The 23198-nt window shown below is 73.0% G+C and carries 20 protein-coding genes and 1 pseudogene; 9 read left to right on the forward strand and 12 right to left on the reverse strand.

Annotation, left to right across the window (positions count from 1 at the left end; genetic code table 11):
• The first annotated feature begins 35 nt into the window (after positions 1-35).
• The gene (narJ, locus tag ACIRF9_RS33225) at positions 36-593 is read left to right on the forward strand and encodes a nitrate reductase molybdenum cofactor assembly chaperone (protein ID WP_403829741.1); all 558 of its coding nucleotides are present in this window, start codon (positions 36-38) and stop codon (positions 591-593) included.
• A gap of 9 nt (positions 594-602) precedes the next feature.
• Here the strand turns inward: narJ and dnaK are convergent, their stop codons facing one another.
• From dnaK to ACIRF9_RS33260, 7 genes are all read right to left on the reverse strand, one after another.
• Positions 603-2474 carry a molecular chaperone DnaK gene (dnaK, locus tag ACIRF9_RS33230; RefSeq protein ID WP_403829744.1) on the reverse strand — a complete coding sequence of 624 codons (1872 nt, stop codon included), beginning with the start codon at positions 2472-2474 and terminating at the stop codon, positions 603-605.
• A 141-nt stretch (positions 2475-2615) separates the two neighbouring features.
• Positions 2616-3506: a glycerophosphodiester phosphodiesterase family protein gene (locus tag ACIRF9_RS33235; RefSeq protein ID WP_403829747.1), complete on the reverse strand. Its 891-nt coding sequence runs from the start codon at positions 3504-3506 to the stop codon at positions 2616-2618.
• 95 nt (positions 3507-3601) lie between these two features.
• On the reverse strand, positions 3602-4030 hold the full coding sequence (locus ACIRF9_RS33240; RefSeq protein ID WP_403829750.1) for an OsmC family protein: 429 nt from the start codon (positions 4028-4030) through the stop codon (positions 3602-3604).
• 58 nt (positions 4031-4088) lie between these two features.
• Complete coding sequence (locus ACIRF9_RS33245; protein WP_403829753.1) at positions 4089-5888, reverse strand: hypothetical protein; 1800 nt, start codon at positions 5886-5888, stop codon at positions 4089-4091.
• Positions 5885-6934: an ATP-binding protein gene (locus ACIRF9_RS33250; RefSeq protein ID WP_403829756.1), complete on the reverse strand. Its 1050-nt coding sequence runs from the start codon at positions 6932-6934 to the stop codon at positions 5885-5887. Before ACIRF9_RS33250 ends, ACIRF9_RS33245 begins: the two co-directional genes overlap by 4 nt.
• A 176-nt stretch (positions 6935-7110) precedes the next feature.
• Positions 7111-9267 (reverse strand): phage holin family protein, encoded by a 2157-nt coding sequence (locus ACIRF9_RS33255; RefSeq protein ID WP_403829759.1) that lies wholly within the window; start codon positions 9265-9267, stop codon positions 7111-7113.
• Between the two features lie 84 nt (positions 9268-9351).
• The gene (locus ACIRF9_RS33260; RefSeq protein WP_403829762.1) at positions 9352-9753 is read right to left on the reverse strand and encodes a hypothetical protein; all 402 of its coding nucleotides are present in this window, start codon (positions 9751-9753) and stop codon (positions 9352-9354) included.
• An 84-nt stretch (positions 9754-9837) separates the two neighbouring features.
• On the opposite strand from ACIRF9_RS33260, the gene ACIRF9_RS33265 reads away from it, so the two are divergent.
• Together ACIRF9_RS33265 and ACIRF9_RS33270 are read left to right on the forward strand one after the other, a co-directional pair.
• Positions 9838-10611 carry an MBL fold metallo-hydrolase gene (locus ACIRF9_RS33265; protein ID WP_403829764.1) on the forward strand — a complete coding sequence of 258 codons (774 nt, stop codon included), beginning with the start codon at positions 9838-9840 and terminating at the stop codon, positions 10609-10611.
• Complete coding sequence (locus tag ACIRF9_RS33270; protein ID WP_403829767.1) at positions 10608-11240, forward strand: DedA family protein; 633 nt, start codon at positions 10608-10610, stop codon at positions 11238-11240. The genes ACIRF9_RS33265 and ACIRF9_RS33270 overlap by 4 nt, the downstream gene beginning before the upstream one ends.
• Here the strand turns inward: ACIRF9_RS33270 and ACIRF9_RS33275 are convergent.
• The 4 genes from ACIRF9_RS33275 to ACIRF9_RS33290 form a co-directional block, all read right to left on the reverse strand.
• Positions 11237-12307: an MBL fold metallo-hydrolase gene (locus ACIRF9_RS33275; protein ID WP_403829769.1), complete on the reverse strand. Its 1071-nt coding sequence runs from the start codon at positions 12305-12307 to the stop codon at positions 11237-11239. The two genes, ACIRF9_RS33270 and ACIRF9_RS33275, sit on opposite strands and share 4 nt — an antisense overlap.
• The gene (locus ACIRF9_RS33280; protein WP_403829772.1) at positions 12304-13551 is read right to left on the reverse strand and encodes an aminotransferase class I/II-fold pyridoxal phosphate-dependent enzyme; all 1248 of its coding nucleotides are present in this window, start codon (positions 13549-13551) and stop codon (positions 12304-12306) included. The genes ACIRF9_RS33275 and ACIRF9_RS33280 overlap by 4 nt, the downstream gene beginning before the upstream one ends.
• Positions 13552-13782: 231 nt before the next feature.
• Positions 13783-14670: a hypothetical protein gene (locus ACIRF9_RS33285; RefSeq protein WP_403829775.1), complete on the reverse strand. Its 888-nt coding sequence runs from the start codon at positions 14668-14670 to the stop codon at positions 13783-13785.
• 139 nt (positions 14671-14809) lie between these two features.
• Positions 14810-15598 (reverse strand): RNA polymerase sigma factor SigF, encoded by a 789-nt coding sequence (locus tag ACIRF9_RS33290; protein WP_403829778.1) that lies wholly within the window; start codon positions 15596-15598, stop codon positions 14810-14812.
• A gap of 285 nt (positions 15599-15883) precedes the next feature.
• Here ACIRF9_RS33290 and ACIRF9_RS33295 point away from each other — a divergent pair, with 285 nt between their 5' ends.
• From ACIRF9_RS33295 to ACIRF9_RS33315, 5 genes are all read left to right on the forward strand, one after another.
• On the forward strand, positions 15884-17674 hold the full coding sequence (locus ACIRF9_RS33295; protein WP_403829781.1) for a thiamine pyrophosphate-requiring protein: 1791 nt from the start codon (positions 15884-15886) through the stop codon (positions 17672-17674).
• An 88-nt stretch (positions 17675-17762) separates the two neighbouring features.
• Positions 17763-18143, forward strand: coding sequence for a DUF2795 domain-containing protein (locus tag ACIRF9_RS33300; RefSeq protein ID WP_403829784.1), 381 nt, complete (start codon positions 17763-17765; stop codon positions 18141-18143).
• A gap of 203 nt (positions 18144-18346) precedes the next feature.
• The gene (locus ACIRF9_RS33305; protein WP_403829787.1) at positions 18347-18892 is read left to right on the forward strand and encodes a type 1 glutamine amidotransferase domain-containing protein; all 546 of its coding nucleotides are present in this window, start codon (positions 18347-18349) and stop codon (positions 18890-18892) included.
• Positions 18889-20991, forward strand: coding sequence for a catalase (locus tag ACIRF9_RS33310; protein WP_403829790.1), 2103 nt, complete (start codon positions 18889-18891; stop codon positions 20989-20991). The genes ACIRF9_RS33305 and ACIRF9_RS33310 overlap by 4 nt, the downstream gene beginning before the upstream one ends.
• Positions 20992-21203: 212 nt before the next feature.
• A complete protein-coding gene (locus tag ACIRF9_RS33315) occupies positions 21204-21515 on the forward strand; it encodes a hypothetical protein (RefSeq protein WP_403829793.1) in 312 nt (103 codons plus the stop codon).
• 173 nt (positions 21516-21688) lie between these two features.
• On the opposite strand, the pseudogene ACIRF9_RS33320 reads toward ACIRF9_RS33315, so the two are convergent.
• Positions 21689-21985: pseudogene (locus ACIRF9_RS33320) on the reverse strand (DUF6158 family protein); the annotation flags it as partial.
• Between the two features lie 65 nt (positions 21986-22050).
• Here ACIRF9_RS33320 and ACIRF9_RS33325 point away from each other — a divergent pair.
• The gene (locus ACIRF9_RS33325) at positions 22051-23160 is read left to right on the forward strand and encodes a Vms1/Ankzf1 family peptidyl-tRNA hydrolase (protein ID WP_403829796.1); all 1110 of its coding nucleotides are present in this window, start codon (positions 22051-22053) and stop codon (positions 23158-23160) included.
• Positions 23161-23198: the final 38 nt, after the last annotated feature.

The following is a 23198-nucleotide window of genomic DNA, read 5'->3' on the forward strand; positions in this document are numbered from 1 at the left end:
GACCCGCACCGCGCCGGTGACGCGAAGGAGGCCCGATGCCGTCGGACGCCGTGCTCCACCAGGCTGCCGCGCTCTGTCTGACATATCCGGACGACGATCTGCAGGCCCGGCTGTCCCTGCTGCGCGAAGCGGCCCCGCAGCTGCGGGAGTTCGTGGACCACGCGGCGCTCACCCCGGTGCGGGAACTGGCCGCGCACTACGTGGAGGTGTTCGACCCCGAGGGCCTGCACAGCCTGTATCTGAGCCGGTGGACGGACGGCGGCGACGCCGGCCGGCTCGGACGGGCGGCGGAGGGGGTCCCCTTCGAGGACCTCTACCGGCGGCACGGGCTGGAGTTCACCGGCGAGGAACGGCCCGACTTCCTGCCCGCGGTGCTGGAGTACGCCGCCCGCACCGGCGACACGGAGCCGCTCACCCGGCACCGCGAGGGGCTGGAGCGGCTCCGCTCCCGGTTGGCAGGCCTCCGCACACCGTATGCCTCGGTCCTGGATGCCGTATGCGCCATACTGCCGACTGTATGCACATCGGCGCCCACCGTACGCACCACACCGACGACCGTACGCACCACACCGCCGACCGCATACATACCGTGATCAATACGTCTAGGCGCCCTTGGCCTGGTCCCGGTCCTCGTCGACGATCTCCGCGTCGACCACCGTCTCGTCGTCGTCCTGGGCCGGGCGCCCGGTGTGGTCCTCGGTGGGGCCGGTGGTCGGTGGCTGCTGGGCCTGGGCGTACATCGCCTGGCCCATCTTCTGGCTGACGGTGGCGAGCTTCTCGACGCCGGCCCGCAGGGCACTGATGTCGGTCTGCTGGTCCAGCAGGCCCTTCAGGTCGGCGACCGCCGACGACACCTCTTCCCTGGTCTCGGCGGGCACCCGTTCCTCGTTCTCACGGAGGAACTTCTCGGTCTGGTAGACGAGTTGCTCGGCCTGGTTGCGGGTCTCGGCGGCCTCGCGGCGGGTGCGGTCCTCCTCGGCGTACTGCTCGGCGTCGCGCATCATGCGGTCGATGTCGTCCTTGGGGAGAGCCGAGCCGCCGGTGACGGTCATCTTCTGTTCGCGGCCGGTGGCGAGGTCCTTCGCGGAGACGTGCATGATCCCGTTGGCGTCGATGTCGAAGGCGACCTCGATCTGCGGGACGCCGCGCGGGGCCGGAGGCAGGCCGGTGAGGTCGAAGACGCCGAGCTTCTTGTTGTAGGCGGCGATCTCGCGTTCGCCCTGGTAGACCTGGATGCCGACGGAGGGCTGGTTGTCGGCGGCGGTGGTGAAGATCTCCGAACGGCGGGTGGGGATCGTGGTGTTGCGTTCGATCAGCTTGGTCATGATGCCGCCCTTGGTCTCGATGCCGAGGGACAGCGGGGTGACGTCGAGGAGGAGGACGTCCTTGACGTCTCCGCGGATGACGCCGGCCTGGAGGGCGGCGCCGACGGCCACGACCTCGTCGGGGTTCACGCCCTTGTGCGGGTCCTTGCCGGTCAACTCCCGTACCAGATCGGTGACCGCGGGCATCCTGGTGGAGCCGCCGACGAGGATCACGTGGTCGATCGCGGACAGCTGCACCTTGGCGTCCTTGACGGCCTGATGGAAGGGCGTCCGGCAGCGGTCGAGCAAGTCGGCGGTGAGCTCCTGGAACTGAGCGCGCGTCAGTTTCTCGTCGAGGTGCAGGGGGCCCTCGGCGGAGGCCGTGATGTAGGGGAGGTTGATGGTCGTCTCGGAGGACGACGACAGCTCGATCTTCGCCTTCTCGGCGCCCTCGCGCAGTCGTTGCAGCGCCATCTTGTCGTTGCCGAGCTCGATGCCGTACTGGCCCTTGAACTTCTTCACGAGGTGCTCGACGACCCGCTGGTCCCAGTCGTCGCCGCCGAGGTGGGTGTCGCCGTTGGTGGCCTTGACCTCGATGACGCCGTCGCCGATCTCCAGCAGGGACACGTCGAAGGTGCCGCCGCCGAGGTCGAAGACGAGGACCGTCTGTTCCTCGCCGCGGTCGAGGCCGTAGGCGAGGGCGGCGGCGGTCGGCTCGTTGATGATCCGCAGCACCTTCAGGCCGGCGATCTCCCCGGCCTCCTTGGTGGCCTGCCGCTGGGCGTCGTCGAAGTAGGCGGGCACGGTGATCACCGCGCCGGTGACGTCCTCGCCCAGGTAGGCCTCGGCGTCCCGCTTCAGTTTCTGCAGGACGCGGGCGGACAGTTCCTGGGCGCGGTAGCGGGTGCCGTCCACGTCGCCCTGTTCGGGGAAGCGCCAGTGCGCGTCGCCCATGTGCCGCTTGACCGAGCGGGCGGTGCGGTCGACGTTGGTGACGGCCTGCCGCTTGGCGACCTCACCGACGAGCACCTCGCCGTTCTTGGCGAAGGCCACGACCGAGGGGGTGGTCCTGGCCCCCTCCGCGTTGGCTATGACCGTGGGTTCGCCGCCCTCCAGGACGGCCACCACCGAGTTCGTGGTCCCGAGATCGATGCCGACCGGACGTCCCATCGCCGTCCCCTTCCGCCAGGGAGCCTCCCGTGCCACCGGACTTCCAGCACAAATGGTGCGCGGGCTCCTGTCAATGGGGCACCGAGGGCGCACGCCCGCGCGGGCCCGTTCCCCGTGCGGGGCCGGGCCGGGGCGCGCCCCTCAGGGGGACGGGTGCCCCGCCGGAGGGGTTCGATGCGTTGCGCCACGCAGCTCCACCGCCCGCCGCGGCCGGTCGGTGATCACGACGTCCACCCGGGCGTCGGCGAGGAAGCGGCGCAGTCCGGCGTCGTCGTTGACCGTCCAGACCATGGTGAACAGGCCGTGCCGGGCCGCCCGGCGCAGCACGGTGGCCCGGGCGAGCAGCCGGTGCACGGCCACGCCGTGCGCGCCGCAGGCCCGCAGGCGGCGCATCGGGAACAGCTCGCCGGCCCGGGTGCCGGCCAGCCGGGCGGCGCCCACCTCCTGGCGGTCGCGGCCCAGGGACAGGGCGGTGCGCACCCCGGGGAAGGTCCGGGTGATCGCGGCGACGGAACGGTCCTCCAGGGTCGTGGCGACGAACCCGTCCCGGCCGAGCAGCGCCACCGCCCGGTCGATGACCGCGTGCTCGTAGCCGGTCTCCTTCAGGTCCAGGTGTCCGGCCAGTCTGCCGGCGACCAGGGCCATCACGTCCTCCACGGCGGGGACGTCGTATCCGGCGCGTCCGCACAGTTCGGCGTGGGTGATCCGGTCGACCGGCGGTCCGGTGGGGCCGCCGGCCCGGGCGTCGTGGTGGACGACGAGCACGCCGTCCGCTGTGCGCCGGATGTCGAACTCGGCGTACTCGGCTCCGGAGGCGAGCGCGTCCTCGTACGCCTGGAGGGTCGCGGCGCCGCGGCGCTCGGAGCCGCCCCGGTGGGCGGAGACGGCGGGACGGATGTGCGGCGTCTCCGGGGCCTCGGGGGTCTGCGCCGTCTCCGGGGTCCGCGCCGACTCCGAGGTCTCGGGCGTCTGCCGCGCCCCCGAGTTCTCGAGGTTCGGCGGCGTCTCGGGCGTCTGCGATGCGCTGATCACCGCTTCATGATCGACGATTCCCGGCACCGCCGCTCCCCCTCCCCCCAGCCGGCCGGCACACCAGGCGTGCCGGCCGGCCCAGGCGGTTCGTCGGGTCAGGCGAGCTTGGCCGACAGGGTGATGGTGGTGCCGGTGAGGGCCTGGCTGACAGGGCAGTTCTTCTTGGCGTCCTCGGCGGCGGCCACGAACGCGTCGTCGTCGATGCCGGGGACCGTGCCCTCCACCGTCAGGTGGATGCCGGTGATGCCCTCGCCCGGCTGGAACGACACGTCGGCCGAGGTGACGAGCTTGGTGGGCGGGGTGCCGGCGCCGTTCAGGGCGTGCGACAGGGCCATGGAGAAGCAGCTGGAGTGGGCGGCGGCGATCAGTTCCTCCGGGCTGGTCTTGCCGTTGGCCTCCTGGGAGCGCGAGGCCCACGTGACCGGCTGCGCCTCGATGGCACCGGAGGAGTCGAAGTTGACGACACCGCTGCCCTCGATCAGGCTGCCTTCCCAGACGGTGTGTGCGGAGCGCGTGGTTGCCACGGTGGTTCCTTCCGAAAGCCGGGTGTTTCCTTGGGATCCCATCCGATCACATTCCGGCTCACCGCACCCGGAACACCGGTCCCTGAGCCGTGAACGGCAGCCGGCCGCCCTGCGGGATCAGGTACGCGTGGTCGCGCCGGATCCGCAGGACGTCGCACCAGCCGTCGGTGATGACCAGGACCGGCGCGTCGCGGGGGAAGTCGTCGGCGCGGTGCAGCAGGTCGATGCCGGGCTGCAGGACCGTACCGCCGCGTCCGCGCACCCGGACCCGGCCCGCGATCTCGGTGACGGGCAGATAGCCGGCGTCGTAGGGGGCGGCGTCGCAGAAGACGACGCGGGCGGCCGGTACGTCGCGGGCCTCGGCGTAGGAGGCGATCGCACCGAGGGCCTTGCCGAGGAGGGCGCTCGGCATGGATCCGGAGGTGTCCAGGACGACGCCGAAGGTGCAGCGCGGGACCTCCTCCGGCGGGAAGTAGCGGCCGGCGCGCGGGATGTCGGGGGTGGAGGCCTGACGGCGCGCGGGACGGGCGTACGACCGTACCGGCTCGGGGCGTGGTACGAACTCGTCGAACCAGCGGGCCAGTCGGGCGTCCCAGGGCAGCGGCGGGTGGCTCAGGGCACGGATCTCCTCCACCAGCCCGCCGGGCAGATAGCCGCGTTCCTCGCGTTGATGCAGGTCGAAGCCCTGGGCGAGGCCGCGGCGGTAGAAGCCGTCGAGGTCGACGCACGCGCGGGGCGGGCCGAGCGGGGCGCCGAGGACGTCGCCGGAGCCCCTGCCGCGCGGGGTGGCGAGGCGGCGCATGCGGCGCAGGTCGCGGGCGATGCGGTCGTAGACCTCCTCGGCGGACAGGCCGGTCAGCTCCGGGTCGTACAGCAGCCCTTCGGGCATCGTGCCGACCTGCATCTCGCGCAGCCAGTCGTTGATGACGAAGTCGCAGGCGACGTTGAAGAGGTACGGGTCGCGGGTGCCGCAGCGGTCGCCGTGGCGCAGGGCGGCGTGCAGCATCTCGTGGGCGAGGACGAACCGCCATTCGTCGTCCTCGAGGCGGTGCAGGGGGTTGATGTAGATCTCGCCGGCCTCGGCGTTGACGGCGGCGATCTGGATGCCGTGGGCGCGGGCGAGTTCGGCGTCGGGGACGAGGCGGATGCCGGACGCGATGCCGCCGAGCAGCGGGTAGGAGGAGATGAACCAGCTCAGCGCCCTGTCCCAGGGGCGCTGGGGGTCCAGGTCGTCGTCGAGGGACGCGCGTCGGCCGCCTGCCATGTCCATCGCCGCGGAGACGGTCCGGGTGAGGGCGGTGGCGAAGGCGAGCTGCCGGTCGGGCGGCTGCCCGTTCCACCGGATGTCCCAGGTCAGCAGCAGCTGGTCGGGTTCCGGTCCTGCCGTGCCGCAGTGTTCGTAGGCGGCCGGGAGGCCGGTGCGGCGCCAGCGGGCGGCGAGCTGCTCGTCGTCGCCGTCGGGGTAGGTGAGCGGGTGGTCCTCGGGCGGCTTGCCCACCGTAAAGGTGAGCAGGAAGCGGTTGACGACCGTGCAGCGGGCGGCGAGTTCGTACCGGTCGGGCTGGATGCGGACGCCGGCGGCGGCGGGGAGGTGGCCGAAGCCGAGGTGGAGGGCGGCGTGGGCGAGCGACCAGGCCCATTCGGCGGGGTCGGCGACGCGGGCCGGGTGGGCGTGGATCGTGCCGTCGGAGTCGACCCGGACGAGGCCGTCGCGGGGCGCCAGCGTGCAGTCCTCCTTGCGGCAGACGCTGAAGGCGACGGCGTCGAGCGCCGGGTTGGCGCGCATCAGCCGCAGTCCCTCGCCGAACGCCTCCGCCGCAAGGTCGCGCTTCCTGCGGCCGCGGCCGGACCGGGTCACCGGCGGGCCTCCACCAGCCGGGGCATGTCGCGGGCGGCCTCCACCAGGAACCAGGAGGGCAGGGCGGGGTTGCCGTCGGCGTCGGAGGCGATGACGGTCTGCGCGACCTCGACGGATATCTCGGCGAGCTGCACGAGGAGCGACTTGGCGCGGTACGCGGTCTGCCGGCCGTTCGCCGACATGTGCTCCTTGACGGCGGGGAGTTCCTTGATCAGGCGGCCGCGGAAGGAGTCGGCGAGGTAGTAGAGCAGGTCGCGGTCCTCGACGCGGTGCGGCCAGGGCGCGTCGCCCTTGAGGACGGCCTCGATGCCGTACCGGCTGCGGACGATCTTGATGTAGCCGCAGAAGGCGGTGGCGTGCGCGGGCGTCAGCGTGCCGTGCGCGAGGACCTTGAGGGTGTTCTCGTCGAGGTCGCGGCCGAAGGAGTGCAGGGCGTCGGAGAGCATGTGCCAGGAGCGGGGGGTGGAGAACGGTTCCTCGGTCTTCGGCGGCTTGGACCACAGGTGGTCGGGCCGGTCGGTGAGGTGGTCGACCACCCACGGGTGGATGCCGTTGCCCGCCGCCCAGGCCAGCCAGTCCCGCGGGGAGGCCTCCAGGTGGACGTGGGTGAGGCGGTTGACGAGCGCGGAGGCGAGGGCGTTGTCGGTGGCGCGGTTGCCGGCGCCGATGACGATCGAGCCCTTCGGCAGCTCGTAGTTCCCGATACGGCGGTCCAGGATCAGCGAGTAGAACGCCTTCTGCACGTCCGGGGTGGCCGCGTTGAGCTCGTCCAGGAACAGGCAGTACGGCTCGTCGCGGGCGATCGCCTCGGGCGGGCAGAACACCGACCGTCCGTCGCGGATCTGCGGTACGCCGATCAGGTCCTCCGGCGCGAGCTGCGTCCCGAGCAGGCTCACGCACTCCAGGCCCAGCGACTCGGCGAACTCCCTGACCAGGGAGGACTTGCCGATGCCGGGGGCGCCCCAGAGGAAGACCGGACGGACGGTGGCGAGGCCGAGGAGGAGTTCGGGGATGCGGGAGGGCGTGACGGTGACGGCTGCCTGCAAAGCAGGGGCTCCTTGCGACGGTCGGAGAGGGAGAGCGCGAGACGGGCGCGGACGCGCGAACTGCGACCAGTGTGTGCGTACGACCCGGTCGGCGCAGCCGATTTTCGGGCGCCGCGAGCCCTCGGTGGCCCAGCCGTGCCTTCAGGCGGAGCGGGCCCCCTGCCGTGGGCCGGTTTTCAGGCGGCCCGTTCCTCCGGGGCCGGCTCCAGCGGTATCTGGGGGCCGTCGGACTCGCGCAGCCAGCGGCGCAGGACGCGGTGGAGGTGTTCGGCGCCGGCCAGTGCCTCGCCGTCCTCGACGGGGGCGGACAGGGCGAGCGGGGACAGCAGGAAGGGTCTGGCCTGGGCGCCGCCGAGGCCGCCGTGCGAGCCGATCTGCTCCTCGAAGGCGAGGACCTCGCCGTCGGCCGGGTCGTGGAAGGAGTTGACCATGATGTCGGCGGTGTGCGGGAAGGAGTGCGTGCGGCGCACGGCGTCGGCGGCGCCGGGCCCGAACACGGCCAGCGGGCCGGGGTCGTCGTCGAGCCGGTCCAGGGGTGTCTCCGCGCCGTACGCGCCGAGGACGACCCCGCCGTGTTCCTCGCTGCGGACCAGGAGGAAGCCGATGCCGGGATGGTTGGCGAGGGTGGACAGCAGGGCGGGGTGGCGGGCGTCGATCTCCTCCTTGGTCATCCGGTGCGGGACGTCCGGGAAGGAGATCAGGCCGAGGTTGCCGGAGGCCAGCACGATCGGCTCGGAGCGGCGGCCGGGCGGGCGGTGCTGTTCGCCGCCCTCCTCGACGGGCCGGCGCAGCGCCGCCCGGACGGCCGCGCGGGCCTCGGCGCCGCTGTGCGTGCGCTCGGCGCGGCGCGGCACGGGCAGTCCGCAGCCGGCCCGCACCAGGTCGCCGAGGGTGAGGCCGTAGCGGGCGCGGAAGGTCTCGCCGGGGCTCTGGCCGTGGTCGGACAGGACGACGATCCGGTACGGGCGGGGGGCGTGCTCGGCGACGTTCTCGATCAGGGCGAGGGCCCGGTCGAGGCGGCCGAGGACCTGCTCGGTGTCCCGGCCGAGCGGTCCGGAGTGGTGGGCCACCTCGTCGTAGGCGACGAGGTCGGCGTAGACGGCGGTGCGGCCGGCGAGCAGGTCGCCCATGACGGCGGCCACGACGACGTCCCGTTCGACGACGGTCGCGAAGGCGCGTACGAACGGGTACAGCCCGCCGCGTCCCACGCGCGGGCGTTCCTTGCGCAGCCGGGCGCGGGTGGACTGGACGACCTCGCGGACCACCTCGGCGACGAACGACAGGGCGGTGCGCACGGCGTTGGCCGGGTCGGAGAAGTAGGCGAAGTACCCGGCGCGGGAGCGGGTCTCGCGGCTGCGCCGACGGGTGGCGATGGACAGCACGAGGGCCTGTTCGTCGGCGCCGCCGCTGAAGAGGTTGCCGCGGCTGGCGCCGTCGGCGGTCAGCAGTCCGCCGTCGCCGGTGCGCTCGACGGCGCGGCGCTGGAGCTCGACGGCGTCGGCGGGGCGGTTGCAGACCATGACCTCCCGGGTGTCCTTCTCGTACCAGCGGAAGGCGGGCACGTCGTGGTTGCTGCCGTGCAGGATGCCTAGCTGGCTGGCGCCGGTCTGGCTGGACCAGTCGGTGCGCCACGGGGTGAGGCGGTGGGTGGGCCGGTGGGCGGGGCCGTCGGGCGGGGGCCGGTCGCGGGACCGCTGGGGGCCGGCGCCCCGGTCCCGGCCCTGTCGGGGGTCCTGGTCCGGGCCGTCGCCGAGCCAGCGGGCGACCGTCGGCATCAGTCCCTTGCGGACGGCGGCGGCCAGCACGTCGTGGCCGACGCCGTCGAGCTGGAGGAACACGGTGCCGGGGGTGGAGGGGCAGGGCGGGCCGCCTCTGCGGCGGCGGTCGGCGAGGCGGTAGAGACGGCGGCGGTAGGCGTCGTCGTCGCGGACGGCCAGGGCACCGCCGGTCGCGGAGGCGACGGCGGACATCACGGCGGCGACGATGACGGCGGTCTCGGGGGCGGCCTCGGTCTCGCCGGAGGGCGTCAGCCGCAGGGCGATCAGCAGCAGGGAGCCGTTGAGGAAGAACACCAGCAGGCCCAGGACGAGCGCCGGCACGAGCAGCAGCAGGCGGACCAGGAGCGGCCAGGCGAGGGCGGAGAGGACGCCGAAGACGCCGGCGCCGACGGCGGCGGTGACGGCGATGGTGGTGGCGCTGTCGCCGTCCGCGGACTGCAGACGGAAGTCCGGCAGGATCCCCGCGAGCACCAGCATCGTCAGGGTGGAGACGGCCCACACCGCAAGACTCCGCCCGGCCTGGCTGACGGCCCGCCGCCACCGCACCCCTCGCACGCCCCGTCCACCTCGTCTTCCGGCCCCGACGCCGTGGGAGGGGCCGTGGTCCACCCTGTCACACGGGACTGACAGCCGGCCCGGTCACCGTCCGTCGTACCCGGCCGTGGGCATCGACAGGCGCCGGTGGACGTGGGCCTTCATCTGGGCGTCGTAGGCGGGTTCGGCGTAGCCGACCGTCTCCACGCGCACCCCGCGCCGGGCGCACTCCTCGGTGAACTCCTCGACGTCGGACAGCGCGCTCTCCAGGACGCGGCGGCTGGGCGCGACGAACAGGTCGACGCCGGGCCGCACCCCGTCCCACAGGACGCAGTGGTCGGCGCGCAGTCCGCGCACGAGCAGTTCGCGGCTGACGACGTAGCCGCGCTGGGCGGCCCAGCGCGCGCACATCGCGTGCTGGCTGCGGGAGTCCACCAGGAAGGGATCGGCGTCCAGTTCCTCGAGCGGTGTCAGACTCGCGATCGCCGTGACCCGCACCGGTCCCATGGCGTCCCCCTCACCTCCGGGTTTCGCCGCCGACCCTACTCCTGCCCGTAGGCTTCGGGGGAGTCGCGCGAAGGAGGCAAAGGGGTGCCGGTGGAGATCACCTGGTGGGGTCACGCGACCTGCACGGTCGAGGATTCGAACGTGCGCGTGCTGACCGACCCCCTGTTCGTGCGCCGGCTCGCGCATCTGCGCCGCCGCCGGGGCGCGCTGCCCCCGCCGGCCGCGTGGCGCGCGGACGTGGCGCTCGTCTCCCATCTGCACGCCGACCATCTCCATGTGCCCTCGCTGGCACGCCTCGCGCCGGGCACGCGCGTGCTGGTGCCGCGGGGTGCGCCGCGCGCCGTCCCGGCGCTGCGGCGGCTGGAGCATCTGCAGGTCGACGAGGTGGAGCCGGGCGACGAGACGTCGGTGGGCGGGGTGCGGATACGGGCCGTGCCCGCGCGGCACGACGGGCGGCGGCTGCCGGTGGGCCCGCGCCGCTCCCCCGCGCTCGGGTACGTCGTCGAGGGCGAGGCGCGCACCTACTTCGCCGGGGACACCGGGCTGTTCGAGGACATGGCCGAGGAGGTCGGGCCGGTCGACGTGGCGCTGCTGCCGGTGGGCGGCTGGGGGCCGTATCTCGGTGAGGGGCATCTGGACGCGGGGCGGGCAGCGGAGGCGCTGGCGCGGCTGGCGCCGGGGAGCGCGGTGCCGGTGCACTACGGCACGTACTGGCCGATCGGGATGGACGCCGTGCGCCCCCATGAGTTCCATGCTCCGGGTGAGGAGTTCGTGCGCCTCGCGGCGCGGCGTGCGCCGGGCGTGACGGTGCACCGGCTGGGGCACGGGGAGAGCGTGCGCCCGGAGGTGGCGCGGTGAGGTGGTGGCTCGCCGCGGCCGCGACGACGGCGGTGCCGACGGAGTCCACGCAGCAGGCGCTCGGCTATCCGTCGCTGTTCCTGCTGGTGCTGATCGGGGCGCTGGTGCCGGTGGTGCCGACGGGGGCGCTGGTGAGTTCGGCGGCGGTCGTGGCGTTCCATCAGACGGCGCCGTTCTCGCTGGCGATGGTGTTCGTGACGGCGTCCCTGGCGGCGTTCCTCGGGGACGCGACGCTGTACTGGCTGGGGCGGCGCGGGATGGGCTCGAAGAACGGCTCGCGCTGGCTGGAGGCGCTCCGTTCGCGGGCGCCGGAGGAGCGGCTGGCGCAGGCGCAGCAGCGGCTCGCCGAGCACAACGTGGCCGTGCTGGTGCTGTCCCGGCTGGTGCCGGCGGGCCGGATCCCGGTGATGCTGGCCTGCCTGATGGCGAAGTGGCCGCTGCGCCGCTTCGTCCGCGGCAATCTGCCGGCCTGTCTGGCGTGGGCGCTGACCTACCAGTTGATCGGGATCCTCGGCGGTTCCCTGTTCCCGGAGCCGTGGCAGGGCGTGGTGACGGCGGTCGCGCTGACCGTGGTGGTCAGCGCGGCCCCGAGCGTATGGCGGCGGATCAGGAGACCACGGGCCGCCTAGCCGAGTATGCGTGAGCCCCCGATGGGCAGGTCCCACAGGTCCTCGCGGGCGCGGCCGGCCTTCTCCCAGGCCGTGCGTACCCGGTGCAGGGGCTCCAGCACCGGCTCGGCGGAGAGGACGAAAGCAGCCCAGTGCATGGGGGCCATGCGGCGGGCGCCCAGGTCGAGGGTGGCCCGGACCGCCTCCTCCGGGTCGCAGTGGACGTCGCTGAGCCACCAGCGGGGGTCGTAGGCGCCTATGGGCAGCAGGGCGAGGTCGATGCCCGGGTAGCGCCGTCCGATGCGGGAGAACCAGTGGCCGTAGCCGGTGTCGCCGGCGAAGTACACGCGCTGCCCGTCGGGCGCGGTGAGCACCCAACCGCCCCACAGGGAGCGGCAGGTGTCGTTGAGGCTGCGCTTGGACCAGTGGTGGGCGGGGACGAAGTCGAGGCGGACCCCGGACAGTTCGGCCGCCTCCCACCAGTCCAGCTCGGTCACGCGTGTGAAGCGTCGGCGCTGAAACCAGCGGCCGAGCCCGGCCGGCACGAACACGGGCGTGTCGCGCGGGAGCCGGCGCAGGGTGGGCGCGTCCAGGTGGTCGTAGTGGTTGTGGCTGATGACGACCGCGTCGACGGGCGGCAGGTCCTCCCAGGGGATGCCGACGGGGGTGATGCGGGCCGGGGTCCCGAGGATGCGGCGGGACCACACCGGGTCGGTGAGGACGGTCAGCCCGCCGATCCTCAGCACCCAACTGGCGTGTCCCGCCCAGCCGACGGCGACGGTGCGGGCGTCCACGCGGGGCAGCGGGGCCGGTGCGAACGGCAGCCGGGGGATGTCGGCGAGGCCTTCCTTGCCGGGGCGTACGGAGCCCTCGCGGGCGAAGCGGGCGAGGGCCTTGAGGCCGGGCAGCGGAGCAGTCAACCGGTCGTGGAAGGTACGGGGCCACACCCGCCGCTCCCCCAGCGGGCGGGGCTCGGCGAGGGGCGGGACGGCAGGCGCGGAAAGTGCTGAGGGGGCTGACGGGGCGTCGGTGTCGCGGGTGGTCACCGCGGCGGTGGGGGTGGTGGTCGACTCGGACTGCTGCGTCATCGAGGAGGCTCCCATCGCTGAGCGTCGTCACGGAGATCGTCGAAGACCGACCTCAAGAGCATCAACGCGCGTTGCACGTGTGGCAGTTCCAACGGCGCGGGTGAGGTGAGGCATTCCGTGCGCTCGGCATCCGTGCCGCCCAGCAGCGCGCCGGTGGACAGGCGTACCCGCAGCGCCCCGAGGTCGTCTCCGAAACGGTGGCCGCCGGGCGCGGGCATGCCGAGCCGGGCGGTGAGGAAGTCCTCCAGGTCCTGCGCGTCGCCCACCCCGTGCCCGGCGAGCGCCTCCCGCAGGGGGCCGAGGTCGGCGTACAGGTGGCGTCCGGCCTGCGGCGGCAGGGCCAGCGCGCCCGCGGCCACGACAGTGGCGTGCAGCTCCCGGGCCACGCGCGCGTGCAGACGTACGCCGGCGGCCACGCGCGCGAGGACCGGCTCGGGCTCTGAGAGGGCGTGGGCGGCGGCGGCGGCGACCGGTGCCGCCACGCGCGCGTCGAGGGCGGTGAGGACGTCGAGCACGCGCGCGTGCAGATCGTCCCCGGCGGCCGAGGCGGGGAGGAGGGCGACAGCGGCCGGCCAGCCGTCGGGCAGCAGCGCGCCGGCCAGGTCGGTGACGACGGTGACCTGCTCGGGCAGCATCTCGGCGGGGCTGACCAGCACGGTGTCGTGCGGGGCGTGCAGGGTGTCGCGCCAGGTCTCGTCGCTGACCAGGTGCAGACCCTCCCCGGTGGCGGCCTCGACGGCCTCGTGCAGCACCTCGGGCGGGGCGACGGTGGCGGTGGGGTCGTCGGCGACGGACAGCACCAGCAGCCGCGGGTCCCCGCCCTCCGCGCGGACCCGGCGCACGGTCTCCAGCAGGGCGTACGGATCCGGTACTCCCCCGCACTCGGCGGGCGTCGCCACATGGAAGGCGGGGCGTCCCAGCAGGCGGGCGTACGGCGCCCACCAGGCCGCGCAGGGCCGGGGCACCAGGACGTCGCCGCCGATCGCGGCGGTCAGCGCGAGCAGCAGGGCGTGGGCGCCGGGTCCGGCGACGACCCGGCCGGGCTCGGCGGGGATGCCGCGCCGGTCCCAGTAGCCGCGGGCGGCGTCCAGGAGCGCGGGGCCGCCGCCGACGGGTTCGCCGTACGCGCGCGTGGCGGCTCCGGCGAGGACGGACGCGAGTGCGGGGAGCACGGGCAGTCCGTCGGGCGGGAGCGGTGGGCCGTAGCGGACGGGCCCGTGGCCTTCCGGTTCCGTGCGCCGCATGGGGTCCTCCGCGCAGTCCGTCCCTGATGCCGTGTGCGGTGTGCCGTGTGCCGTCGGCCGCCGGGGCCGCGTGCCATGTGTGCCGTGTGGTGCCCGATGTGCCGGTGGTGCGTGGCGTCTCGTACGGGGCCGGTCGTGCCCCCGGGCTGTGAGTACCCCGTGTGCCCCGGGCCCATGGCTGCCGGCCGGCGTTGCGCCGGTCACAACGGGCCTGCGGCCCTTCCGGCGGGGTCAGACGTCCGCCCGGGGCCCGCGCCGACGCAGCAGCCGGTGCGCGGCCGCCCCGCACGCGCCGGCGATCAGCAGGCCGCCGGCGACGAGTGCGGGCACCGAGTCACGGAAGGCACCGCCGCTGCCGGCCCGAACGCCGTGTTCGACGGTGGCGGGGGTGGTGGCGTGGCCGGTGGGGCGGGTGGTGTCGCAGGGGGTGTCGTGGGGGCAGGCGTGGCCCTTGTCGCAGGAGGTGCGGTCGGGACAGGCGGGATCGCCCTTGTCGCCTTCGTCACCCTTGTGACCCTCGTCGCTCTCGTCGCTCCTCGCACCCCCGTCGCTCTCGTCACCCTTGTCGCCCTTGTCGCCCTTATCACCCTTGTCGCCCTCGTCACAGGAGGTGCCGTGGAGGCAGGTGGAGCTGATGTCGCACCCCGGCTGGCCCGGGAGGCGGGCCGGGGTGCAGGGCGGGGTGCCGCCGCCGCTGTCGCTGTCGCCGCTGCTGGGGCGGGCCACGTCGAAGGTCGCGCTCCAGGGGCTGCCCTGTCCCCCGGGCGGTGCCGGGCAGGTTCCGTCGACGGTCCATGCGGTGTCCGGGCCGGCCCCGCCGTCCGCCTCGCCGAGGTCGGAGGCGATGGGGGCGCTGCCCTGATAGGCGGGCCCGGCCGCCGCTCCCTCGTCGTCCGCGGGGACCCTGTTCAGCTTGACGGTGCCCTCGGTGAAGGCCTGCGAGACGGCGTCCAGGGTCTCGGGGGCCGTGCCGTCGACGGGGTCGCAGGAGACGGAGACGGTGACGTTGCCGCCCGGGTCGACACTGCCGACTTCGGCCGCCGGGTCGGCGGCCGCGACCGGCCCTGCGGCGACCAGCAGAGCGGCGGCGAGGAGGAGGGGGGCGGCGGTGCGGCGCATGGAACGGCTCCTTCGGCCGACGGCGGCGGGGCACGGCGTTCATGCCTCGCCCTCATCACAGCCGCAGAGCCGCCGGGCCGCGCGCGGCCACGGGCCATTGGCGGGACGCGATCCCGCCACACGGGTGACTTTTCGAGCCCTACACGGCGTCCTTCAGAACCTGCTCCCGCAGCCGGTCACAACACCGGTTGATCAGCCGGGACACATGCATCTGCGAGATCCCCAGCCGCTCCGCGATCCGGCTCTGTGTCATGTCCCCGAAGAACCGCATGTACAGGATCGCCCGCTCCCGCTCGGGCAGCGCCGCGAGCCGGGGCCGTACGGCCTCCCGGTCCACGACCGTGTCGAGGGCCGGGTCGGCGGCCCCCAGCACATCGCTCAGCGAGTACCCGTCCTCGCCGCCCGGCAGCTCGGCGTCCAGCGACAGCGCGGTGAAGCTGTCCAGCGCCTCGAGCCCGACCCGTACGTCCTCCTCGCTCAGCTGCGCCTGTACGGCGATCTCGGTGACGGTCGGGCGGCGCCCGGGCACGGTCTGGGACAGGTCCTGGCAGGCGAAGCGGACGCGGTTGCGCAGGTCCTGGACCCGGCGGGGCACGTGGACGGTCCACAGGTGGTCGCGGAAGTGCCGTTTGATCTCACCGGTGACGGTGGGCACGGCGTAGCTCTCGAACGCCTTGCCGCGCCCGGGGTCGTAGCGATCGACGGCCTTGACCAGGCCGAGGGCCGCGACCTGGCGCAGGTCCTCGTAGTTCTCGCCGCGGTTGCGGAAGCGTCCGGCGATGCGGTCGGCCATGGGGAGCCAGGCCTCGACGATCTGGCCGCGGAGCGTGTCGCGGCGGGGGCCCGGCGGCAGTGCGGCGAGCCTGCGGAAGGCCTCGGCGGTATCGGGGGCGTCGTCGTGCGGGTGGTGCCTCGCTCGGGTTCGCATCCTGCGTTGCAACTCCCTCGGAAGTGCTCAGGGTTGAACCGGTCACCGTGGGAGTGCGGCAGCAGCCCGACCGGGCCTGCCGGGGCCGCCGGCTGCGGCGGTCCCACGGACGTGCCTCCGGTCCGAAGCACTGCCGGTGCGCCTGCCCCCGGGCCCCGCCCGCAAACGCCCGCCCAGGTTTTCCGGTCGCCCCCGGGGTCACTCGTCAGGCGTCACGGCATACGCACATCCGCATGTCGCCCTTTCCCGTTTTCCCGTTTTCCCGACGTCCGGGAGGTCCCGTCCATGAGCACCAAGGTCTCCGACCACATCCTGCAGCGGCTGCGCGAGTGGGGTGTTCAGGAGGTGTTCGGTTATCCCGGCGACGGCATCAACGGTCTGCTGGCCGCCTGGGGCCGGGCGCAGGACCGGCCGCGGTTCGTGCAGTCGCGGCACGAGGAGATGTCCGCGTTCCAGGCGACCGGTTACGCCAAGTTCAGCGGCCGCCTGGGGGTGTGCGCGGCGACCTCGGGGCCGGGCGCGATCCATCTCCTCAACGGCCTGTACGACGCGAAGCTCGACCACGTGCCGGTCCTGGCGATCGTCGGCCAGACCCACCGCACGGCGATGGGCGGCTCGTACCAGCAGGAGGTTGACCTGCACACCCTGTTCAAGGACGTCGCCTCGGACTTCGTGGAGACGGTGACCGTCCCGGAGCAGCTGCCGAACGTCCTGGACCGGGCGATCCGTACCGCGTACGCCCGCCGCTGCCCGACCGCGGTCATCGTCCCCGGTGATGTCCAGGAACTCGAATACGCCGCCCCCACCCACGAGTTCAAGATGGTCCCCTCCAGTCTCGACCGCAGCGACTGGACGGCGATCCCCTCGGAGGAGTCCCTGGAGCGGGCCGCCGAGATCCTCAACTCCGGTGACAAGGTGGCGATCCTGGCCGGGCAGGGCGCGGCCGGGGCCCGCGAGGAGGTCGAGCGGATCGCCGAGGTGCTGGGCGCGGGCGTGGCCAAGGCACTGCTCGGCAAGGACGTCCTCAGCGACGAACTCCCCTACGTCACCGGCTCGATCGGTCTGCTCGGCACCCGCCCGTCGTACGAGCTGATGCGCGACTGCGACACGCTGCTGACGATCGGCTCCTCCTTCCCGTACACACAGTTCCTGCCGGAGTTCGACAGGGCGCGGGGCGTGCAGATCGACATCGACCCGCACATGGTGGGGATGCGCTATCCGTACGAGGTGAATCTCGTCGGCGACGCCAAGGAGACACTGCGGCGGCTGATCCCGATGATCCGGGGCGAGGAACGCGGCCGCGAGTGGTTCGACACCGTGTGCGACAACGTACGGCGCTGGCACGAGGTGATGGAGCGGCGGGCGCGGCTGTCCGCCGACCCGATCAACCCGGAGTACGTGGCCCGCGCCCTGGACCCGCTGCTGCCGGCCGACGCGATCGTCACCTCCGACTCCGGTTCGGTGGCCAACTGGTACGCCCGGCACCTCACGATGCGCCCCGGCATGCGCGCGTCCCTCTCGGGCACGCTCGCGACGATGGGCTGCGGGGTGCCGTACGCCATCGGGGCGAAGTTCGCGCACCCGGACCGGCCGGCGATCGCGCTGGTCGGGGACGGGGCGATGCAGATGAACGGCCTCGCCGAGCTGATCACGGCGGCCAAGTACCGGGACCGCTGGCAGGATCCGCGGCTGGTGGTCGCCGTGTGGAACAACCACGACCTCAACCAGGTGACATGGGAGATGCGCGCCATGGAGGGCGCCCCGTCGTTCCTGCCGTCGCAGGAACTGCCGGACGTGCCGTACGCGGCGTTCGCCCGCTCGCTCGGGCTGACCGGGGTGCGGGTGGAGAAGCCCGAGGACGTCGAGGCGGGCTGGCGTACGGCCCTGGAGGCGGACGGACCCGCGGTCGTCGAGTTCCTCACCGACCCCGCCGTGCCGCCGGTCCCGCCGCACGCGACCTGGGAGCAGATGGAGGCGACGGCCGAGTCGATCCTGAAGGGCGACGCCGACCGCGGCGCCATGATCAAGCGGGGGTTCAAGGCGAAGATGCAGGAGTTCCTGCCGGGACGGAAATGACGGCGCCGGCCATCCGTCGCCGGGATCCCGTGTCGGCTCCCGCCCCACGGGTACGCGGTGGACCGGCCCCGAAGATCTGGAGGGAGACATGCAGCGAGGCAGTGACCGGCTGAGCGTGCACCGGGACGAGGAGATGAAGCACGAACTGCAGGGACTGCTCCGGTCCGGGCATCCCACGCGGTCCGAGGAATGGCACGACCCGGAACCGTCCGCCGAGGACGATCCCGAGGTCTGGGGCGGTCCGGTGGTACCGGGCACCTCCCGGGCGTCCCTGGCGACGGTCCGGCTGGAGCTGGGCCGGATCCTGGGGCGGAGTTCCTTCCCGGCCGGCCCGGGCGAGCTGTCCGTGGCCCTGCGCCGCAGGAACGCGCCCGACGCTCTGGTGGAGTCCGTACGGCGGCTGCCGCACAAGGAGCGCTACGCCAACGCGGCCGAACTGGCCGAGGCGCTGGTCGGGAGCGGCCGGTGACCCGGCGGCGGCGCTGATCCTCCCCCACCGCCCACAAGGGCGTGGGGGACCCCCCGCCGACGACGGCCGAGACGGACCTCCCCGAAGCGCTCCCCGGTGCGGAGCGAGCGCGAGGTCAGGCCCCTGGAGCAGCACATCCACCACAAGCGGCATGCCGGGGCGACGCGGCCCACCGGCGTGCCACGAAAGGACGTCGAACGATCATGCGTATCGCGTTTCTGACGGCACCCGAGGGCGTCGAACAGGTCGAACTCACCGATCCCTGGCAGGCTGCGGTGGACGCGGGCCACGAGCCCGTGCTGGTGTCGACGAAGTCGGGCGAGATCCAGGCCTTCGACCATCTCGACAGGGCGGACACGTTCGTGGTGGACGAGGTCGTCGGTGAGGTCCCCGTGGAGTCCTTCGGCGGGCTGGTCCTGCCGGGCGGCGTCGCGAACCCGGACTTCCTGCGGATGAAGCCCGAGGCCGTGGCGTTCGTGAAGGACTTCTTCGCGCAGGGGCGGCCCGTCGCCGCGATCTGCCACGCCGCGTGGACGCTCGTCGAGGCGGACGTCGTACGCGGCCGTGAGCTGACGTCGTGGCCGAGCCTCAGGACGGACATCCGCAACGCCGGCGGCACCTGGGTCGACGAGCAGGTGAAGATCTGCGACCACGGCCCGAACAAGCTGGTCACCAGCCGCAAGCCGGGCGATCTGAAGGCGTTCTGCGAGGCGTTCCTGGACGTGTTCGCCGAGGAGGGGGGCCGATGAGTTCCCCGGACGACCGCAAGGGCCGGCAGCTCGACGGCTTCCGCGCCGAGGACCCGGCCTCCGGGCCGCTGACCACCGACCAGGGCGTGGAGGTCGACCACACCGACGACTCGCTGGCCGCCGGCGAGCGCGGTCCGACCCTGCTGGAGGACTTCCACTTCCGGGAGAAGCTCACCCGGTTCGACCACGAACGCATCCCCGAGCGGGTGGTGCACGCACGGGGAGCGGGCGCCTACGGATACTTCGAACCGTACGAGTCCTGCGCCGAGTTCACCCGTGCGGCCTTCCTGCGGGACCCGTCGGTGCGCACCCCGGTGTTCGTGCGGTTCTCGACCGTGCAAGGGCCGCGGGGCTCGGCGGACACCGTGCGGGACATCCGCGGCTTCGCGACCAAGTTCTATACGTCCGAGGGGAATTACGACCTGGTCGGGAACAACGTTCCGGTGTTCTTCATCCAGGACGGCATCAAGTTCCCGGACTTCGTGCACGCGCTGAGGCCGGAGCCGCACAACGACATCCCGACCGGCGCCTCCGCGCACGACACGCTCTGGGACTTCGTGTCGCTCCAGCCGGAGACCCTGCACGCGATCATGTGGCTGATGTCGGACCGGGCGATCCCGCGCAGCTACCGCATGATGCAGGGGTTCGGGGTGCACACCTTCCGGTTCGTGACCGCGGACGGACGCGGCACGTTCGTGAAGTTCCACTGGAAGCCGCGGCTGGGTGTGCACTCGCTGGTGTGGGACGAGGCCCAGGAGTGCCAGGGCCGCGACCCGGACTTCAACCGGCGCGACCTGTGGGACTCGATCGAGGCCGGCGAGTACCCGGAGTGGGAGCTGGGTGTCCAACTGGTGCCGGAGGAGGACGAGTTCGCGTTCGACTTCGATCTCCTCGACGCCACGAAGCTCATCCCGGAGGAGCAGGTGCCGGTGCGCCCGATCGGCCGTATGGTCCTCGACCGCAACCCGGAGAACTACTTCGCGGAGACCGAACAGGTCGCCTTCCACACCGCCAACGTCGTCCCCGGCATCGACTTCACCAACGACCCGCTGCTCCAGGCCCGCAACTTCTCCTACCTGGACACCCAGTTGATCCGGCTGGGCGGCCCCAACTTCAGCCGGCTGCCGGTGAACCGGCCGCTCGCGCCGGTCCGCACCAACCAGCGCGACGGCTACCACCAGAGCACGGTCCACCGGGGCACGAACTACTTCCCCAACTCCCTCGGCGGCGGCTGCCCGGCCCCTGCGGGCGTCGACGGCGCCTTCACCCACTCCACGGAACGCGTCGACGGCGCCAAGATCCGCCGGCGCAGCCCGAGCTTCCAGGACCACTACAGCCAGCCCGCACTGTTCTGGAACAGCATGGCCGACTGGGAGAAGCGGCACATCGTGCAGGCGTTCCGGTTCGAACTGGGCAAGGTCGAGACGCGGGAGATACGGACCCGTACGGTCGGGCAACTCGGCCATGTCGACGCGGACTTGGCGCGGGAGGTGGCGCGCGGCATCGGGGTGACCGAGCCGTCGGGCGCGACGGAGACGGCGTCCAAGCAGTCCTCCCCGGCCCTCAGCCTGGAGTCGCTGCGCGGCGAGGAGTCGATCCGCACCCGACGGATCGCGGTGCTGGTCACCGACGGGGTGGACGCGCATCAGGTCGCGTCGGTGCGGGAGGAGCTGGCCGCTCGGGGAGCGGTCGTGGAGGCGCTGGCGGCGACGGACGGGAGCGTGGCGACGGCCGACGGTGAACGGTATGCAGTCGACCGCGCACTGCCGACCGTCGCCTCCGTGCTGTACGACGCCGTCCTGCTGCCCGGCGGCCCCACCGGCACTCCACCCGTCACCAAGGATCCGGACGCCATGCGCTTCGCACGGAGCGCCTTCCGGCACGGCAAGCCCGTGGGGGCGCTGGGATCCGGGGTGGGCGTGGTGGCGGCGCTGAAGCCGGCGGGGGTGCGGCTGTCCGCCGAGTTCCACCGGGTGGTGACCGACCAGGGCGTGGTCACCGACACCTCACCGGGCACGGCGAGCGCGGAGTTCACCCAGGCGTTCGTGACCGCGGTCGCGGAACATCGGCACTGGGGTCGGCCGCCTGTGCAGGGCTGAGGGCGACGGTATGCGGGAGGCGGTCGACGGTATGCGGGATGCGGTCGACGGCGGGCCATACGGTCGACCGCACCCCCCGGGTGGCAGGCCAGTGGTTGCGGTGGGTGAGTCGGCGTGTTGGGGTGCAAAAGGTGCAATCGTAACATACGGTGCACATTCGTAACGTTCAGTTACGTAACGAGACACACCACCCAGACAGCAAAGGGGATGTAATGCGCACGCTTCGCAAGGCCGGCCTGGTGGCCGCCATGATCGGCAGCCTCACCCTGGCCGGCGCGGGAGTCGCCTCCGCCTACGACGGCGGCGACAACCAGAACTGCGTTCAGACGGGCGAGGTCCAAGTCGGCCTGGTGAACCTCTCGGACGTGAACCTCGGACTCAACGCACTCAACCTCCTCGACTTCGGGCCGAAGAGCCAGGACGCCTCGGACTCGAACCAGTTCAGCTGCGTCAACGGCGAGGGCAACTACACCGCTCAGGTCCATGGCGACGGCGACAAGGGCTCGGGCCACAAGCACGGCTGAGCCCACTGAACCGGGCGGCCCCGGGACCCGACTTCGGGTCCCGGGGCCGCTTTGCGCCGCACTCGGTGACGGTATGCAGCCGATCGTATGCGGTCGACCGTATCCCGTCAGCCTATGGCGGACCCGCCCGACGAGCCCGACCCCCACTTGCCCACGGGAGTCTCCGCCCGAGCCGTCCCCGCGGCAGCGGGGCGCGCGCTGCTGCCGCCGTTCCCGGCTGCGGCCCGCTCCCTGGCCCCCTCGCGGGTGCGGCCGGGGGCGACGAAGCGGCGCGGATTGCGGCGCAGGTACTCGCCCTCGAGCTGGGCCATGCGGTCGTTGTGGGCGCGCAGAGCGTCGTTCGAGCCGTACAGCAGGGTGTCGTGGCGCGTGCGGTGGATCGTCTCCAGCTCTTTCATGAGCTGCTGGTCGTCCAGCCGGTCCGGGTCGACTCCGGTCATGGTGGTGCCCCGCTCGTCGTGTTCGTCCATGCGGTTCGGGTACCCGCCCGGGGAGCACACCAGCACGACCCCCGAGCGGCATCCGGGAGGGAGCCATGGATCTCGCCTTTCTGCATCCACTGTACGAACATTCCGGCCCCTGGGCCTCCGTGTACGTCGACACCTCCCGGCACACGGAGAACACGGCGCACGAGCGTCACCTCACGGCCGCCGCGATGGCCCGCGAGCTGGCCCGCCAGGGGGCCGACGACGCCACCTGCCGGGCGGTGGAGCACGCGATCGAGGAGCTGGCCCACTCCTCCGAACCACACGGGCGGGCCCTGTTCGCGCGGGCCGGCGAAGTCGTCCTCGACCCGGCGCTGGCCGCCCGGCCGCCGCAGGGGGACTGGGCCGAGTGGGCACCGCTGCCGAGGGTCGCGCCGCTGCTGGAGCTCGCCGACCAGGACCCGGTGTGCGTGGTGGCGTACATCGACCGCAAGGGCGCGGACTTCGAACTGCGGACACCGTGGACCCGCGAGAAGGTGAACACGGTCTCCGGTCGGCAGTATCCCGTCCACCGCACGGCGACGGCCGACTGGTCGGAGCGGCACTTCCAGCTCAAGGTCGAGAACACCTGGGAGCACAACGCGGTGGAGATCGCGGACGCGCTCACCGTCTGCCAGGAGGAGACCCGCGCCGATCTGCTGGTCCTGGTCGGTGACGACCGGGAGCGGCGGGCCGTGCACGAGCGGCTGCCGCGGCGGCTGCGGAGCCGGGTGGTCGAGATGGAGCGCGGTTCGGGCAGCCGACTGCTGGACGAGGACGTGGAGGACGCCCGGGCCGCACATGTGCGCCGTCGCAACGAAGCCGAGCTGGAACGTTTCCTCGCCGCCCGCGCCCCGGACGAGGAGGGGCACGCCGGGGCCGTGGAAGGGGTGCCGGCGCTGGTCGAGGCGGCCCGTGAGCACCGTATCGACGAACTGCTGATCCGCCCGGACGGCCCCGACGCCCACCGTGAGGTGTGGATCGGCGAGGACCCGGACCAGGTGGCGGTGCGCCGTACGGAGCTGAGGACGCTCGGCGAGCAGCACTCCTGGTCGGCCCGGGCGGACGACGCGCTGATCCGGTCGGCGGTCGCCACGGACGCGAGCGCGCTCGTCGTACGGTCCGAGACGCCGGAGGATGCGCCGGTGGGCGGGCTCGGCGCGCTGCTGCGCTGGAAGTGAACCCCTCCGGCCAGTAGTGAGCAACCTCCGGCCGACAG

It is taken from the genome of Streptomyces sp. NPDC096132, assembly GCF_044763345.1.
In the GTDB taxonomy this organism is placed as follows: Bacteria; Actinomycetota; Actinomycetes; order Streptomycetales; family Streptomycetaceae; genus Streptomyces.

Coding starts and splice junctions, on each gene's coding strand:
- narJ (WP_403829741.1), top strand. CDS start 36: ATGCCGTCGGACGCCGTGCTCCACCAGGCTGCCGCGCTCTGTCTGACA.
- dnaK (WP_403829744.1), bottom strand. CDS start 2,474: ATGGGACGTCCGGTCGGCATCGATCTCGGGACCACGAACTCGGTGGTG.
- ACIRF9_RS33260 (WP_403829762.1), bottom strand. CDS start 9,753: ATGGGACCGGTGCGGGTCACGGCGATCGCGAGTCTGACACCGCTCGAG.
- ACIRF9_RS33275 (WP_403829769.1), bottom strand. CDS start 12,307: ATGACGCAGCAGTCCGAGTCGACCACCACCCCCACCGCCGCGGTGACC.
- ACIRF9_RS33280 (WP_403829772.1), bottom strand. CDS start 13,551: ATGCGGCGCACGGAACCGGAAGGCCACGGGCCCGTCCGCTACGGCCCA.
- ACIRF9_RS33285 (WP_403829775.1), bottom strand. CDS start 14,670: ATGCGCCGCACCGCCGCCCCCCTCCTCCTCGCCGCCGCTCTGCTGGTC.
- ACIRF9_RS33290 (WP_403829778.1), bottom strand. CDS start 15,598: ATGCGAACCCGAGCGAGGCACCACCCGCACGACGACGCCCCCGATACC.
- ACIRF9_RS33295 (WP_403829781.1), top strand. CDS start 15,884: ATGAGCACCAAGGTCTCCGACCACATCCTGCAGCGGCTGCGCGAGTGG.
- ACIRF9_RS33300 (WP_403829784.1), top strand. CDS start 17,763: ATGCAGCGAGGCAGTGACCGGCTGAGCGTGCACCGGGACGAGGAGATG.
- ACIRF9_RS33305 (WP_403829787.1), top strand. CDS start 18,347: ATGCGTATCGCGTTTCTGACGGCACCCGAGGGCGTCGAACAGGTCGAA.
- ACIRF9_RS33310 (WP_403829790.1), top strand. CDS start 18,889: ATGAGTTCCCCGGACGACCGCAAGGGCCGGCAGCTCGACGGCTTCCGC.
- ACIRF9_RS33315 (WP_403829793.1), top strand. CDS start 21,204: ATGCGCACGCTTCGCAAGGCCGGCCTGGTGGCCGCCATGATCGGCAGC.
- ACIRF9_RS33325 (WP_403829796.1), top strand. CDS start 22,051: ATGGATCTCGCCTTTCTGCATCCACTGTACGAACATTCCGGCCCCTGG.